General features: G+C 68.1%; 21 protein-coding genes. 20 read left to right on the forward strand and 1 reads right to left on the reverse strand.

Annotated elements, in window-relative coordinates; translation table 11 throughout:
• Positions 1-2 precede the first annotated feature (2 nt).
• The 20 genes from rplN (at position 3) to ABIC53_RS14640 (ending at position 12,026) form a co-directional block, all read left to right on the forward strand.
• Positions 3-371 carry a 50S ribosomal protein L14 gene (gene rplN, locus ABIC53_RS14545; RefSeq protein WP_023954050.1) on the forward strand — a complete coding sequence of 123 codons (369 nt, stop codon included), beginning with the start codon at positions 3-5 and terminating at the stop codon, positions 369-371.
• Positions 372-373: 2 nt separating this feature from the next.
• Positions 374-733, forward strand: coding sequence for a 50S ribosomal protein L24 (gene rplX / locus ABIC53_RS14550; protein ID WP_112617789.1), 360 nt, complete (start codon positions 374-376; stop codon positions 731-733).
• 2 nt (positions 734-735) lie between these two features.
• Positions 736-1,326, forward strand: coding sequence for a 50S ribosomal protein L5 (gene rplE / locus ABIC53_RS14555; protein WP_112617790.1), 591 nt, complete (start codon positions 736-738; stop codon positions 1,324-1,326).
• Positions 1,327-1,459: 133 nt separating this feature from the next.
• Complete coding sequence (gene rpsH / locus ABIC53_RS14560) at positions 1,460-1,858, forward strand: 30S ribosomal protein S8 (RefSeq protein WP_112617791.1); 399 nt, start codon at positions 1,460-1,462, stop codon at positions 1,856-1,858.
• Positions 1,859-1,862: 4 nt separating this feature from the next.
• Positions 1,863-2,399 carry a 50S ribosomal protein L6 gene (gene rplF / locus ABIC53_RS14565; RefSeq protein WP_112617792.1) on the forward strand — a complete coding sequence of 179 codons (537 nt, stop codon included), beginning with the start codon at positions 1,863-1,865 and terminating at the stop codon, positions 2,397-2,399.
• Positions 2,400-2,401: 2 nt separating this feature from the next.
• Positions 2,402-2,761, forward strand: a complete 360-nt coding sequence (gene rplR / locus ABIC53_RS14570; protein WP_112617793.1) for a 50S ribosomal protein L18 — start codon at positions 2,402-2,404, stop codon at positions 2,759-2,761.
• Positions 2,758-3,456 (forward strand): 30S ribosomal protein S5, encoded by a 699-nt coding sequence (rpsE, locus tag ABIC53_RS14575; RefSeq protein WP_023954060.1) that lies wholly within the window; start codon positions 2,758-2,760, stop codon positions 3,454-3,456. The genes rplR and rpsE overlap by 4 nt, the downstream gene beginning before the upstream one ends.
• Entirely contained in the window at positions 3,456-3,641 is a 186-nt protein-coding gene (gene rpmD, locus ABIC53_RS14580) for a 50S ribosomal protein L30 (RefSeq protein ID WP_023954062.1), read from the forward strand. The genes rpsE and rpmD overlap by 1 nt, the downstream gene beginning before the upstream one ends.
• Entirely contained in the window at positions 3,641-4,132 is a 492-nt protein-coding gene (rplO, locus tag ABIC53_RS14585; protein WP_181574259.1) for a 50S ribosomal protein L15, read from the forward strand. Before rpmD ends, rplO begins: the two co-directional genes overlap by 1 nt.
• 131 nt (positions 4,133-4,263) lie before the next feature.
• Positions 4,264-5,589, forward strand: coding sequence for a preprotein translocase subunit SecY (gene secY / locus ABIC53_RS14590; protein ID WP_112617794.1), 1,326 nt, complete (start codon positions 4,264-4,266; stop codon positions 5,587-5,589).
• Entirely contained in the window at positions 5,586-6,173 is a 588-nt protein-coding gene (locus ABIC53_RS14595) for an adenylate kinase (RefSeq protein WP_274179221.1), read from the forward strand. Before secY ends, ABIC53_RS14595 begins: the two co-directional genes overlap by 4 nt.
• Positions 6,170-7,003, forward strand: a complete 834-nt coding sequence (map, locus tag ABIC53_RS14600) for a type I methionyl aminopeptidase (RefSeq protein WP_274179220.1) — start codon at positions 6,170-6,172, stop codon at positions 7,001-7,003. Before ABIC53_RS14595 ends, map begins: the two co-directional genes overlap by 4 nt.
• Positions 7,004-7,014: 11 nt before the next feature.
• Positions 7,015-7,701 (forward strand): DsbA family protein, encoded by a 687-nt coding sequence (locus ABIC53_RS14605; protein ID WP_112617796.1) that lies wholly within the window; start codon positions 7,015-7,017, stop codon positions 7,699-7,701.
• 156 nt (positions 7,702-7,857) lie between these two features.
• Positions 7,858-8,079: a translation initiation factor IF-1 gene (gene infA, locus ABIC53_RS14610; protein WP_017201569.1), complete on the forward strand. Its 222-nt coding sequence runs from the start codon at positions 7,858-7,860 to the stop codon at positions 8,077-8,079.
• A gap of 76 nt (positions 8,080-8,155) precedes the next feature.
• Positions 8,156-8,272 (forward strand): 50S ribosomal protein L36, encoded by a 117-nt coding sequence (gene rpmJ / locus ABIC53_RS14615; protein WP_005050492.1) that lies wholly within the window; start codon positions 8,156-8,158, stop codon positions 8,270-8,272.
• 156 nt (positions 8,273-8,428) lie between these two features.
• Positions 8,429-8,803: a 30S ribosomal protein S13 gene (gene rpsM / locus ABIC53_RS14620; protein WP_023954076.1), complete on the forward strand. Its 375-nt coding sequence runs from the start codon at positions 8,429-8,431 to the stop codon at positions 8,801-8,803.
• A 34-nt stretch (positions 8,804-8,837) separates the two neighbouring features.
• Positions 8,838-9,236, forward strand: coding sequence for a 30S ribosomal protein S11 (rpsK, locus tag ABIC53_RS14625; RefSeq protein WP_023954078.1), 399 nt, complete (start codon positions 8,838-8,840; stop codon positions 9,234-9,236).
• A gap of 122 nt (positions 9,237-9,358) precedes the next feature.
• On the forward strand, positions 9,359-10,348 hold the full coding sequence (locus ABIC53_RS14630) for a DNA-directed RNA polymerase subunit alpha (protein ID WP_023954080.1): 990 nt from the start codon (positions 9,359-9,361) through the stop codon (positions 10,346-10,348).
• 29 nt (positions 10,349-10,377) lie between these two features.
• Positions 10,378-10,953, forward strand: coding sequence for a 50S ribosomal protein L17 (gene rplQ, locus ABIC53_RS14635; RefSeq protein WP_114588838.1), 576 nt, complete (start codon positions 10,378-10,380; stop codon positions 10,951-10,953).
• Positions 10,954-11,024: 71 nt separating this feature from the next.
• Positions 11,025-12,026: a GNAT family N-acetyltransferase gene (locus ABIC53_RS14640; protein ID WP_274179219.1), complete on the forward strand. Its 1,002-nt coding sequence runs from the start codon at positions 11,025-11,027 to the stop codon at positions 12,024-12,026.
• On the opposite strand, the gene ABIC53_RS14645 is transcribed toward ABIC53_RS14640, so the two are convergent.
• Complete coding sequence (locus ABIC53_RS14645; RefSeq protein ID WP_274179218.1) at positions 12,020-13,894, reverse strand: acyltransferase family protein; 1,875 nt, start codon at positions 13,892-13,894, stop codon at positions 12,020-12,022. The genes ABIC53_RS14640 and ABIC53_RS14645 overlap by 7 nt on opposite strands.
• Positions 13,895-13,942 lie beyond the last annotated feature (48 nt).

Raw genomic sequence — 13,942 nt, forward strand, 5'->3', positions numbered from 1 at the left:
TCATGATTCAGACCGAATCCCGCCTCAAGGTCGCCGACAACACCGGCGCCAAGGAGCTGCTCACCATCCGCGTGCTCGGCGGCTCCGCCCGCCGGTACGCCGGACTGGGCGACATCATCGTCGCCACCGTCAAGGACGCGATCCCCGGTGGCAACGTCAAGAAGGGTGATGTCGTCAAGGCCGTCATCGTCCGCACCGTCAAGCAGACGCGCCGTCCCGACGGCTCGTACATCAAGTTCGACGAGAACGCCGCCGTCATCCTGAAGAACGACGGGGAGCCCCGCGGCACCCGCATCTTCGGACCGGTCGGTCGTGAGCTTCGCGACAAGAAGTTCATGAAGATCGTCTCGCTCGCCCCGGAGGTCATCTGATCATGGCGAACATCAAGAAGGGTGACCTGGTTCAGGTCATCACGGGCGCCAAGCCCGAGCGCGGCGGCGACCGTGGCAAGCAGGGCAAGGTCCTCGAGGTCCTCGTCGAGCAGAACCGCGTCATCGTCGAGGGCGTGAACTACGTCACCAAGCACACCCGCGTCGGCCAGACGCAGCGTGGCACCAAGACGGGCGGCATCGAGACCTTCGAGGCCCCCATCCACATCTCGAACGTCCAGGTCGTCGACCCCGAGACGAAGAAGCCGACCCGCGTCGGCCACCGCGTCGAGGAGAAGACGAAGGACGGCGTGAAGCGCACCGTCCGCGTGCGTTACGCGAAGAAGAGCGGCAAGGACCTCTGAATATGAGCAGCACCACTGCCGCGGCGGCTGGCAAGATCCAGCCCCGCCTGAAGCAGAAGTACCAGAGCGAGATCAAGAAGGCTCTGCAGGAAGAGTTCGGCTACGCCAACGTCATGCAGATCCCCGGTCTCGTGAAGGTCGTCGTGAACACCGGTGTCGGCGAGGCAGCTCGCGACAGCAAGGTGATCGACGGCGCCGTGGACGACCTGACGAAGATCACGGGTCAGAAGCCGATCGTCACGAAGGCCCGCAAGTCCATCGCGCAGTTCAAGCTGCGCGAGGGCCAGGCCATCGGCGCGCACGTCACGCTCCGCGGTGACCGTGCGTGGGAGTTCATCGACCGTCTCGTGAACCTCGCGCTGCCCCGCATCCGCGACTTCCGCGGTCTGTCGCCCAAGCAGTTCGACGGTCACGGCAACTACACCTTCGGTCTGCAGGAGCAGGCGGTCTTCCACGAGATCAACCAGGACCGGATCGACCGCGTCCGTGGTTTCGACATCACGATCGTCACCACGGCGAAGTCGGATGACGAGGGACGCTCGCTGCTCCGCCAGCTCGGCTTCCCGTTCAAGTCGGACGACGCCCAGGCGTAATCCGGTACAATCGATCGTTCGGCCTCGGGGCATGCTCCGGGGCCGAACGACTGCACAACTGAATATGGACATTCATCGAAGGTCGCCTGTCGTGTAACGGCAGTCGAAACCTCATGATCGAAGGAACACACCTATGACGATGACAGACCCGGTCGCAGATATGCTGACCCGTCTGCGCAACGCGAACTCGGCGCACCACGACTCCGTGTCGCTGCCGAGCTCGAAGCTCAAGACCAACATCGCCGAGATCCTCAAGCAGGAGGGCTACATCTCCGGCTGGGAGGTCACCGATGCCCGCGTCGGCCAGACCCTCACCATGACGCTGAAGTACGGCCCCAACCGCGAGCGGTCGATCGCCGGCATCAAGCGCGTCTCCAAGCCCGGTCTCCGCGTGTACGCGAAGTCGACCGAGCTGCCCACGGTCCTCGGTGGCCTGGGTGTCGCGATTCTGTCCACCTCCTCTGGCCTCCTCACGGACCGCCAGGCCGACTCGAAGGGCGTCGGCGGGGAAGTCCTCGCCTACGTGTGGTGATCTGATGTCGCGTATTGGACGTCTCCCCATCGACATCCCTGCCGGTGTGACCGTCGAGGTCACCGGACAGGACGTCCTCGTCACGGGCCCCAAGGGCGAGCTGCGACTGACCGTCGCCAAGCCCATCGAGGCCAAGGTCGAGGAGAACCAGGTTCTCGTCACCCGTCCGGATGACGAGCGCGAGTCGCGTGCCCTGCACGGCCTGACCCGCACCCTGATCAACAACAACATCATCGGCGTGACCCAGGGCTACACCAAGGGTCTCGAGGTCGTCGGCACCGGTTACCGCGTCGCTCAGAAGGGCTCGTCCGTCGAGTTCGCTCTCGGCTTCTCGCACCCCGTCACCGTCGAGGCACCCGCCGGCATCACCCTGACCGTCGAGGGCAACAACAAGCTCACGGTCAGCGGCATCGACAAGCAGGCGGTCGGCGAGACCGCGGCCAACATCCGCAAGATCCGCAAGCCCGAGCCCTATAAGGGCAAGGGTGTGCGGTACGCGGGCGAGGTCGTCCGCCGCAAGGCCGGAAAGGCTGGTAAGTAAGCATGGCTGTGAAGAGCAAGTCCGACGCGCGCGCGCGTCGTCACGCCCGCCTTCGCAAGAAGATCGTGGGCACCGAGGCCCGGCCGCGCCTGGTCGTGACCCGCTCGGCCCGCCACGTCTTCGTGCAGCTCGTCGACGACGCCAAGGGTCACACCGTGGCTTCGGCGTCGACCCTCGAGGCCGACCTGCGCACGTTCGACGGTGACAAGACCGCCAAGGCCCGCAAGGTCGGCGAGCTCGTCGCCGAGCGCGCCAAGGCCGCCGGCGTCGAAGACGTCGTGTTCGACCGCGGTGGCAACCGCTACGCGGGCCGTGTCGCAGCGATCGCCGACGGCGCTCGCGAGGGAGGTCTGAACCTGTGAGCGATGCAGTGACCAACAACAACGGAGAGAACCCTGTGACCGAACAGGCTACGACCGAGCAGGCCGCAGGCACCGCTCCCGTCGAGCGCGAGGCCCGCGAGCCCCGCCGCGGCAGCCGCGAGCGCAGCAACAACCGCGACCGCGGTTCGCGCGACGCCGACAAGAGCCAGTTCCTGGAGCGCGTCGTCACCATCAACCGCGTGTCGAAGGTCGTCAAGGGTGGTCGTCGCTTCAGCTTCACCGCTCTCGTCGTCGTCGGCGACGGCAACGGGCTGGTCGGCGTCGGCTACGGCAAGGCGCGTGAGGTCCCCCTCGCCATCTCGAAGGGTGTCGAAGAGGCCAAGCGCAACTTCTTCCGCGTTCCCCGCACCGGCTCGACCATCCCGCACCCCGTGCAGGGTGAGGCAGCCGCCGGCGTGGTGCTCCTGCGCCCCGCCGCCGCCGGTACCGGTGTTATCGCCGGTGGTCCCGTCCGCGCCGTGCTCGAGTGCGCCGGTATCCACGACGTCCTGTCGAAGTCGCTCGGCTCGTCGAACACGATCAACATCGTGCACGCGACCGTCGAGGCACTGAAGCAGCTCGAGGAGCCCCGTGCGGTCGCCGCACGCCGTGGCCTGGACTTCGACCAGGTCGCACCGGCTCGCCTCGTGCGCGCTGAGGCCGAGGCGAACGCCGCACAGAAGGTAGGTGCCTGATGGCCGCTCGACTGAAGGTCACCCAGGTCAAGTCCAAGGTGAGCGAGAAGCAGAACCAGCGCGACACGCTGCGTTCGCTGGGTCTCAAGCGGATCGGCGACTCGGTCGTCCGTCCCGACGACGCGCAGACGCGCGGCTACGTCAAGACCGTCGCGCACCTCGTGAAGGTTGAGGAGATCGACTGATGGCTGAGAAGAAGGACGACAAGAAGGCGAAGGCCGAGACCACGGCCGCTCGTCCCGGTGTGCTGAAGGTCCACCACCTGCGTCCCGTGCCCGGATCCAACACGGCGAAGACCCGTGTCGGCCGCGGTGAGGGCTCGAAGGGTAAGACCGCGGGCCGCGGAACCAAGGGTCAGAAGGCCCGGTACCAGGTCAAGGCGGGCTTCGAGGGTGGCCAGATGCCGCTCCACATGCGCACCCCCAAGCTGCGCGGGTTCAAGAACCCGTTCCGCGTCGAGTACCAGGTCGTGAACCTGGACAAGCTCGCGGAGCTCTACCCGCAGGGCGGTGACGTCACCATCACCGACCTGGTCGCGAAGGGTGCCGTCCGCAAGAACGAGAAGGTCAAGGTGCTCGGCACCGGCGACATCTCGGTGGCGCTGAACGTGTCGGTCGACAAGGTCTCGGGCTCTGCCGAGCAGAAGATCGTCGCGGCCGGCGGGTCCATCAAGTAATTCGCCAGCGAGGGCCGGAGTTCGCTCCGGCCCTCGCTTCGTCGTATCCGAGGCGCGCCTGTGAACGGCCTGGGATACCCTGGTTGACGGTGTCTTCCCGAGACGCCGCCCATCCCTTGGGAGGAATCCACTTGTTCAGCGCCATAGCGCGGGTTTTCCGCACTCCGGATCTCCGGCGGAAGATCGGCTTCACCCTGGCGATCATCGCCATCTACCGCCTGGGCGCGCACGTGCCGACGCCGTTCGTGAACTTCCCGAACGTGCAGAGCTGTCTCGACCAGAGCGGCACCGCGCAGGGCCTGCTCTCGCTCGTGAACCTGTTCTCGGGCGGCGCCCTGCTGCAGCTGTCGATCTTCGCGCTCGGCGTCATGCCGTACATCACCGCGACGATTATCGTGCAGCTGCTGCGCGTGGTCATCCCGCACTTCGAGACCCTCTACAAGGAGGGTCAGTCCGGCCAGGCGAAGCTCACGCAGTACACCCGCTACCTGACCATCGCGCTGGCGCTGCTGCAGTCCACGACGCTCGTCACGGTCGCCCGCTCGGGTCAGCTGATCCCGGTGACCGGTGTTCCCGAGTGCGCTCAGCTCGTGACCTCGGAGGCCTGGTACGCCCAGCTTCTGATGATCATCACGATGACCGCCGGCACCGGCCTGATCATGTGGTTCGCTGAGCTCGTCACCGAGCGCGGCGTCGGCAACGGCATGTCGATCCTCATCTTCACCTCGATCGCCGCCACGTTCCCCGCGGCCCTCTGGTCGATCGCGATCGCCCGCGGCTTCGAGATCTTCCTCCTCGTGCTCGCGGTGGGCATCGCCGTCGTCGCCCTCGTCGTCTTCGTCGAGCAGTCGCAGCGGCGCATCCCGGTCCAGTACGCCAAGCGCATGGTCGGCCGGCGCACGTACGGCGGCACGAACACGTACATTCCCATCAAGGTCAACATGGCGGGTGTCGTCCCGGTCATCTTCGCGTCGTCGCTGCTGTACATCCCCGCGCTGATCGCGCAGTTCAACCAGAACCCGGATGCCGACGGCAACGTGCCCGGCTGGGTGGCCTGGATCCAGCAGTACTTCACGACCGGCGACAGCCCGCTGTACATGGCGGTCTACTTCCTGCTGATCATCGGCTTCACCTACTTCTACGTGGCCATCACGTTCAACCCGGTCGACGTCGCGGACAACATGAAGAAGTACGGCGGGTTCATCCCCGGCATCCGTGCCGGCCGGCCCACCGCGGAGTACCTCGACTACGTCCTCACCCGCATCACCGCTCCCGGCTCGATCTACCTGGGTCTCATCGCCCTGCTTCCGCTGATCGCGCTCGCGACGGTCGGTGCCAACCAGAACTTCCCGTTCGGCGGCGCCTCGATCCTCATCATCGTCGGTGTCGGACTCGAGACGGTGAAGCAGATCGACGCGCAGCTCCAGCAGCGCCACTACGAAGGGCTGCTGCGATGACGGCTGCACGTCTGCTGATCGTCGGGCCCCAGGGCTCGGGCAAGGGCACTCAGGGAGTGCGCATCGCCGAGGCGCTGGGCATCCCCGCCGTCTCGACGGGCGACGTCTTCCGGGCGAACGTCAAGGAGGGCACCGAGCTCGGCCAGCAGGTCAAGGCGATCATCGACGCCGGCGACCTGGTTCCCGACGAGCTGACGAGCGCGATCGTGCGCGACCGGCTGGAGCAGGCCGACGCTGCCGGCGGCTTCCTGCTCGACGGGTACCCGCGCAACCTGGCTCAGGTCCGCGATCTCGACGGTTTCCTCCAGGGTCGCGGCGAAGAGCTGACGGCCGTGATCGAGCTCGTCGTCCCCCGCGAGGAGTCCATCGCGCGACTCTCCAAGCGTGCGGCCGAGCAGGGTCGCGACGACGACAACGAGGAGTCGATCGCCAAGCGCCTCTCGATCTACGAGAACGAGACCGCCCCGATCCTCGACGTCTTCCGCGAGCGCGGGATCGTCGATCAAATCGACGGTGTCGGCTCGCTCGACGAGATCACCGAGCGGATCACCGCGGCTCTGACGGCCCGCGGCATCGCGGCGTGATCGGTCGCCGCTCCATCTACAAGTCGCCTGCCCAGCTGCAGGCGATGGTCGAGCCCGGCCTGATCACGGCCGCGGCCCTGCAGGCGGTGCGCGACCATGTCGCGCCCGGCGTGACGACGCTCGAGCTCGATGCCATCGCCGCGGACGTGATCCGCTCACGCGGCGCCGAGTCGAACTTCCAGCTCGTCCGGGGCTACCGCCACACCGTGTGCGCGTCGGTCAACGAGCAGGTCGTGCACGGCATCCCGAACTCGCGTCCGCTGGAGCCGGGCGACATCCTCTCGATCGACGCCGGCGCGCAGTTCCGCGGCTGGAACGGCGACTCGGCGTTCACGATCGTCATCCCCGATCCCGAGCGACCGGAGCTCGTCGCGTCGCGCGAGCGGCTGTCGCAGGTCACCGAGGAATCGCTGTGGGCCGGCATCGCCGCCATGGCCAACGCCAAGCGCATCGGCGAGATCGGTGACGCGATCCAGACCTCGATCGAGGCGTCCGGCGAGCAGTACGGCATCCTGCGCGACTACGTCGGGCACGGCATCGGCCGCAAGATGCATGAAGCGCCCTCGGTCTTCAACTACCGCGTGGCGGACCTCGGCCCCGAGGTGAAGCCCGGTCTCGTGCTCGCGATCGAGCCGATGGTCGTGGCCGGCTCGGAGGAGACGTTCACCGAGGACGACGACTGGACGGTCTCGACGATCGACGGCTCGGACGGCTCCCATTGGGAACATAGCGTCGCGGTGCATGATGGGGGCATCTGGGTTCTCACGGCGCCCGACGGTGGCGCCGCGGGGCTCGCCCCGTATGGAATCGTGCCGACGGAAATCGGCTGAGGAGAGAAGTGATGGCTACTGCGGCGACGGGCAAGACCAACTGGTTCGCGATCTGGGTGTCGACGGCCGTGGTGGTCGTGGTGGCCCTCATTGTCGCGCTGGTCGTGTGGATGAACAACAGCGCGACCGACCCCGGCACCCCGCCCACCGGCTCGGGCATCGAGCAGGAGACCGGCGCCGTCGTCGTCGGAGACGGCTCGCAGACGCTCGACACGTACGTCGACTTCATGTGCCCGATCTGCGGTCAGTTCGAGACGACCTACGGACCCGAGATCCTCGATCTCGTGAACGACGGAACGATCACCCTCAAGATCCACCCGATCTCGATCCTCGACCGTGCGTCGCAGGGCACCGAGTACTCGACGCGTTCGGCCAATGCGATGTACTGCGTCGCCGAGGCCGACCCCGACGCCGCCGTCCCGTTCATGCAGGCCCTCTTCGAGCAGCAGCCCGCCGAGCAGTCGACGGGTCTCACCGACGAGCAGCTCCTGCAGATCGCATCCGATGCGGGGGTGACGGGCATCGACTCGTGCGTCACCGACCGCACCTACGAGTCCTACGTCGCCGCGAAGACCAAGGAGACGCCGCTCCAGCCCGGATCGGACCGCGTCGGAACGCCGACGATCGCCGTCAACGGCGAGACGATCTCGAACAGCACGATCCCGGCCCGCGGTTCGTTCGCGACGCTCTTCAACTGAGCGGAGCGGGGCGACGCGCCGTGCGAGATACGGCGAGTTGCTGGAGCGTGCGGTAGCGCGTATGCTTGCTCTTTGGTGCGTTGCGCCTCTCTTGGCGTGTCACCGAAAATCCCATCCAACGCAGACCGACCGGCCTGCACAACTGTAAGCGAGCGTATGGCGAAGAAAGACGGTGTCATCGAGATCGAGGGCGTGATCTCCGAGGCTCTGCCCAACGCGATGTTCCGCGTCGAGCTCAGCAACGGGCACAAGGTCCTCGCAACGATCTCGGGCAAGATGCGGCAGAACTACATCCGCATCATCCCCGAAGACCGCGTGGTCGTGGAGCTCAGCCCCTACGACCTGACCCGCGGTCGCATCGTCTACCGCTACCGCTGAGCCCAGCGCACGCCGGTCGAGAAGTAACGCCCCGGAGCCCCTGCTCCGTCGGCGAAGACAGCGAATCAGGAACATCATGAAGGTCAACCCCTCCGTCAAGCCCATCTGCGACCACTGCAAGGTCATCCGTCGCCACGGTCGCGTCATGGTCATCTGCAAGTCGAACCCGCGTCACAAGCAGCGCCAGGGCTGATCGGATGCCGCGTCTACGCGGCACCCGGTACGACGACAACTCAATACACCTCTGGCAGATCAGAACCCGCGCGGCGCAGCCGGCGGGGGACACCTCGGGACGAAGGCCCGAGCACCGATCCTGCTCCACACCTTCGATTACTCCTAGGAGAACCGCATGGCACGTCTTGCCGGCGTTGACATCCCGCGCGACAAGCGCGTGGTGATCGCCCTCACGTACATCTACGGCGTGGGCCGTACCCGCTCGAACGAGATCCTCGCAGCGACGGAGATCGACGAGAACATCCGCGTCAAAGACCTCACCGACGACCAGCTCGTCGCGCTCCGCGACTACATCGAGGGCAACTACAAGGTGGAGGGTGACCTGCGCCGCGAGGTCGCCGCCGACATCCGCCGCAAGGTCGAGATCGGTTCCTACGAGGGTCTGCGCCACCGCCGTGGCCTGCCCGTGCGCGGTCAGCGCACCAAGACCAACGCGCGTACGCGCAAGGGTCCCAAGCGCACCGTCGCCGGCAAGAAGAAGGCGCGCTAAGGCGCGGCCCCCACAGGTTTAGGAGAACACGCACATGGCACAGGCCAAGTCCGCAGCGCGCAAGCCGCGCCGCAAGGAGAAGAAGAACATCGCGCTGGGCCACGCCCACATCAAGTCGACGTTCAACAACACGATCGTCTCGATCACCGACCCGTCGGGCGCCGTCATCAGCTGGGCCTCCTCGGGTGGCGTCGGCTTCAAGGGCTCGCGCAAGTCGACCCCCTACGCCGCCGGCATGGCCGCCGAGTCCGCTGCGCGCCAGGCGCAGGAGCACGGCGTCAAGAAGGTCGACGTCTTCGTCAAGGGCCCCGGTTCGGGCCGCGAGACCGCGATCCGCTCGCTGACGGCCGCCGGCCTCGAGGTGGGGTCCATCCAGGACGTCACGCCGCAGGCCCACAACGGCTGCCGTCCCCCCAAGCGCCGCCGCGTCTGAGCTGACACGGATCCGGATGCCGCATCGCGCGGCATCCGGACTTCCGTCGTTTCCTTGAAAACTCAACACCTCACTGAATTGCACGTGTCATATAGCGGTCACGTGATCGAAAGGAACACATAGTGCTCATCGCACAGCGTCCCACTCTGACCGAGGAGAAGATCGGCGAGTTCCGCAGCCGGTTCGTCGTCGAGCCGCTCGAGCCCGGCTTCGGCTACACCATCGGCAACGCGCTGCGCCGCAGCCTGCTGTCGTCCATCCCGGGTGCCGCAGTCACCAGCATCCGCTTCGACGGTGTGCTGCACGAGTTCAGCACGATTCCGGGCGTGAAGGAGGATGTCACCGAGATCATCCTCAACATCAAGCAGCTGGTCGTCTCGTCCGAGCGCGACGAGCCCATCACGGCGTACCTGCGCAAGACCGGTGCCGGTGAGGTCACGGCCGCCGACATCTCGGCTCCCGCCGGTGTCGAGGTGCACAACCCCGACCTGGTCATCGCGACGCTCAACGACAGCGCGAAGTTCGAGCTCGAGCTCGTCATCGAGCGCGGTCGCGGCTACGTTTCCGCGACCCAGAACCGCAACGAGTACGCCGAGGCCGGTCAGATCCCGATCGACTCGATCTACTCGCCCGTGCTCAAGGTCAGCTACCGCGTCGAGGCCACCCGTGCCGGTGAGCGCACCGACTTCGACAAGCTCGTCCTCGACGTCGAGTCGAAGGCGTCCATCTCGCCGCGCGACGCCGTCGCTTCGGCCGGACGTACGCTCGTCGAGCTGTTCGGTCTCGCCCGCGAGCTGAACGTCGAGGCCGAGGGCATCGAGATCGGCCCCGCGCCGGTCGCCGAGGTTCTCACCAACGAGCTGTCGATGCCGATCGAGGACCTCGACCTGTCGGTCCGCTCGTACAACTGCCTCAAGCGCGAGGGCATCAACACGGTGTCCGAGCTGGTCGCCCTCTCGGAGACCCAGCTCATGAACATCCGCAACTTCGGTCAGAAGTCGGTCGATGAGGTGCGCGACAAGCTCGTCTCGCTCGGCCTGTCGCTGAAGGACTCGGTTCCCGGGTTCGACGGTGCGCACTTCTACGGCGGATACGACGACGAGAACCTCTGAGCCCCCCTTTCTTCCTGGAGTAATCAAAAATGCCTAAGCCCACCAAGGGTCCCCGCCTCGGAGGCGGCCCCGCACACGAGCGCCTGCTTCTCGCGAACCTCGCCGCGGCCCTGTTCACCCACAAGTCGATCACCACGACCGAGACCAAGGCGAAGCGCCTGCGTCCGTACGCCGAGCGTCTGGTGACCTTCGCGAAGCGCGGCGACCTGCACGCCCGCCGTCGCGTCGCGTCGGTCATCGGCGACAAGAGCGTCGTTCACGAGCTCTTCGCCGAGATCGCTCCGCTCGTCGCCGAGCGCGAGGGTGGCTACACGCGCATCACCAAGATCGGCAACCGCAAGGGCGACAACGCTCCCATGGCTGTCATCGAGCTCGTGCTCGAGCCGGTGAACCCGAAGCCGAAGTCGGCCAAGAAGTCGGCTGCTGCCGCTCCGGCCGCCGCCGAGGAGGCTCCGGTCGAGGAGGCTCCCGTCGAGGAGACCACCGAGGCTCCCGCCGACGACGCCGCGGCCGACGCCGGCGCCGAGTCGCCGGAGGAGGGCGCAGCCGCTGAGGCTGCCGCCGAGGACGCCGCTGAGGCTCCCGCCGAGGACGACAAGAAGTAACAGCGCCTCGCGCTGACATCGGGCCCGCACTCTCTTCGGAGGGTGCGGGCCCGATGTGCAAGGGTGGAAGGGTGAGCACGCCGAACGCACCGACCTGCCCCGCCGTCGCGCACTGGCGCACGGCGACCCGCGACGACATCGACGTCATCCACGCCGTGCTGGTGGCCGCCGACCGAGTGGACCACCCGACATGGACGACGCCGCGCGAGGACGTCGCCGAGACGTTCGAGTTGTCTCACGTCGATCATGAACGCGACACGATGATCGCGTTCGACGAGGCCGGCGAGGCGCTCGCGGTCGGTACCGTCACCCTGCATCCCTCGCGCGAGGAGCACCTGCACGTCTACCTCACCGGCGCGGTGCGGCCCGACCGGCGCGGCCGCGGGATCGGCACCGCGCTGTTCGCCTGGCAGCACGAACGCGCGGAGGAGCAGCTGCGCGAGGCGGCGGCAGCGGATGCCGCGGGGGCGAGCCTGCCCGCCGAGATCCAGGTGTACGCGTCGGAGAAGGACACGGCTCTCGAGCGCATCGCCGAATCGCTCGGCTACCGCACCGAGCGCTGGTTCTCGACGATGCACCGCGACCTGTCCGAACCGATCGTCGAGGTGACGACGCCGGACGGCATCGAGCTGGTGCCGTTCTCGTCCGATCGTGCCGAGGACGCGCGGCTGGCGCGCAACGACGCGTTCCGCGACCATTGGGGCAGCCTGCCGAGCCCGCCGGAGCGTTGGCAGCAGTTCATCGGCGGTCCGTTCCTGCGGCCCGATCTGTGCACCCTGGCCCTCGACGGCGGCGAGATCGTCGCGTTCTGCCTGGCTTCCGTGAACGAGGGCGACTTCGCCGTTCTCGGCCCCAACGCGTACATCGACCTCGTCGGCGTGGTCCGGTCGCACCGCAGGCGCGGGCTGGCGCCGGCGGTGATCTCGCGGTCGCTCGCTGCAATGCGGGAAGCGGGCCTCGGCATGGCGGTGCTCGACGTCGACACCGAGAGCCCGACGGGCGCCAACGCGCTCTACGGCGGTCTCGGGTTCACGCCGTACGAGCGCGACCGGGTGCTCGTCCGCCGCTACTGATCCTCGGCGCGGCCGAACAGTTCGAGCAGGGTCGTGCGGGTCTGCTCGGCGGCCCACTGTGCCGCCGCGAGCTGGGTCGCGGCACCGTCGACCGCGCGCTTCACGGTGCGCGCGTAGATGTCGCCGCCGGCTGACTCGGGGTGGATCTGATCGCCGGCGAGCAGATCGCCGTGCCCGGCGATCGCCTGCGACCAGTCGGCGACGGCGACGCGAGGGTGCGACGCCGCGAACGCCGTGAGGTCGCTGTTGACGCCCGGGATCCAGTCCCGCGGTCCGTACGCGTTCACCAGGATGACGTAGCGATCGGGGCCGGCGGCGTCGACGATGCTCTGCAGCGCCTCGGTCGAGACCGGGCCGTTCGTGCCGAGGCCGACCACGACATACTCGCGCAGTTCGCCCGAGGCGGCCAGACCGTCGATGATCCGCGCCCCGGCCCACAGCGATCGCGACACCTCGGCGTCGACCTCGATACCCGGCATCGCCTGGAGGAGCCCGGGGGCGGAGGCGAGCATGACCGAGTCGCCGACGGCACTCACGCGGGTGCCGTCGACCGTCTGCGCCCCCGGCGCGGGGGCCGGTGTCGGCAGCCGGCGCGCCTGCTCCAGGGCATCGCGACCGGCGTCCACCGCGCTCTGGCTCGTGGTGGTGCGCGGCGCCGCCGCCACCGCCGCCGTCGTGCCGCCGAGGGCGAGCGCGGCGACGAGGGCGACCGCCAGCGTTGCGGCGCGCCGCGACGGGCGCGCGCGCAGCCCGTGGCGGGCCAGGGCGAGCGCACCTCGGAATCCGTGGCGGCGGACGGGCTGCTCGAGCCAGCGGTACGACCCGGCCGCCAGCACGACCGAAGCCAGCGCCACGCCCGCGCCCGCCAGGACCGGGACGCCCGTCTCGGGGCCTGCGCCGGTGAGCTGGAACGACAGCAGCACGAGGAGGGGCCAGTGCCACAGGTACACCGCGTACGACCGTTCGCCGAGCCACCGCAGCGGGGCGATGTCGAGCGCGCGACCGAACCACGAGCCCGGCCACGCCGCGATCAGCAGCACGACGGCGGTGAGGAGCGACGCGGCGAGGCTCGAGGCCGGGAACGTGATGGCCTCGCCGCCGCCCACGGCCGCGGCCGCCACGATGCCCGCGGTCGCGAGCGCTCCGACGATCACGCCCCACACGGGTCCGACGCCGGCGACCGACGACCTCCTGACGACGAGGCCGTGGAGGGCGAACGCGACGGCGACGCCGATCAGGAGCCCGAAGGCGTGCGTGTCGGTGCCGAAATAGACGCGAGTGAGGTCGGCGCCCGCGGCGACGCTCGTGAACGCCCACGCGGCCGACAGTGCCGCGAGCCCGAGTGCGGCCGCGGCGCGCGAGCGGCGGCCGGGAAGCAGGAGGAAGAGCGGCAGCAGGAGAGGCCAGAGCAGGTAGAACTGCTCCTCGACCGCGAGCGACCACAGGTTGCGGAAGATCTCGGGGTCGGCCGCGGAGAAGTAGGTGCCGCCGTCGGCCATCGACACCCAGTTGTACGAGAACGTGGCCGCCCCCAGCACCTGGAGGCCCATGTCGACGAGGACGTCGCCGCCGACCAGCCAGGCCAGCGAGGCGCTCACGGTGACGACGGCCGCGAGGGCGGGCAGCAGGCGCCGCGCGCGCCTCGCCCAGAAGCGTCGCAGCCGGATCCGCCCCTCGCGTGCACGTTCGCGCAGGAGGAGCGTCGTGATGAGGAAGCCGGAGATCACGAAGAACACGTCGACGCCGACGTAGCCGCTCCGCAGGAAGGCGTCGGGGAAGAGGTGGTACACGACGACGAGCACCACGGCGACGGCGCGCAGGCCGTCGAGTCCCGCGATGCGGGCGCGCGGAAGAGGCGGAGGAGTCATACGGCTGTGTCCGGGGTCGTCGGGGGGACGGGCGGCGGCAGCCTCCCA

Source organism: Microbacterium sp. 1262 (genome assembly GCF_040544895.1).
GTDB lineage: Bacteria > Actinomycetota > Actinomycetes > Actinomycetales > Microbacteriaceae > Microbacterium > Microbacterium plantarum.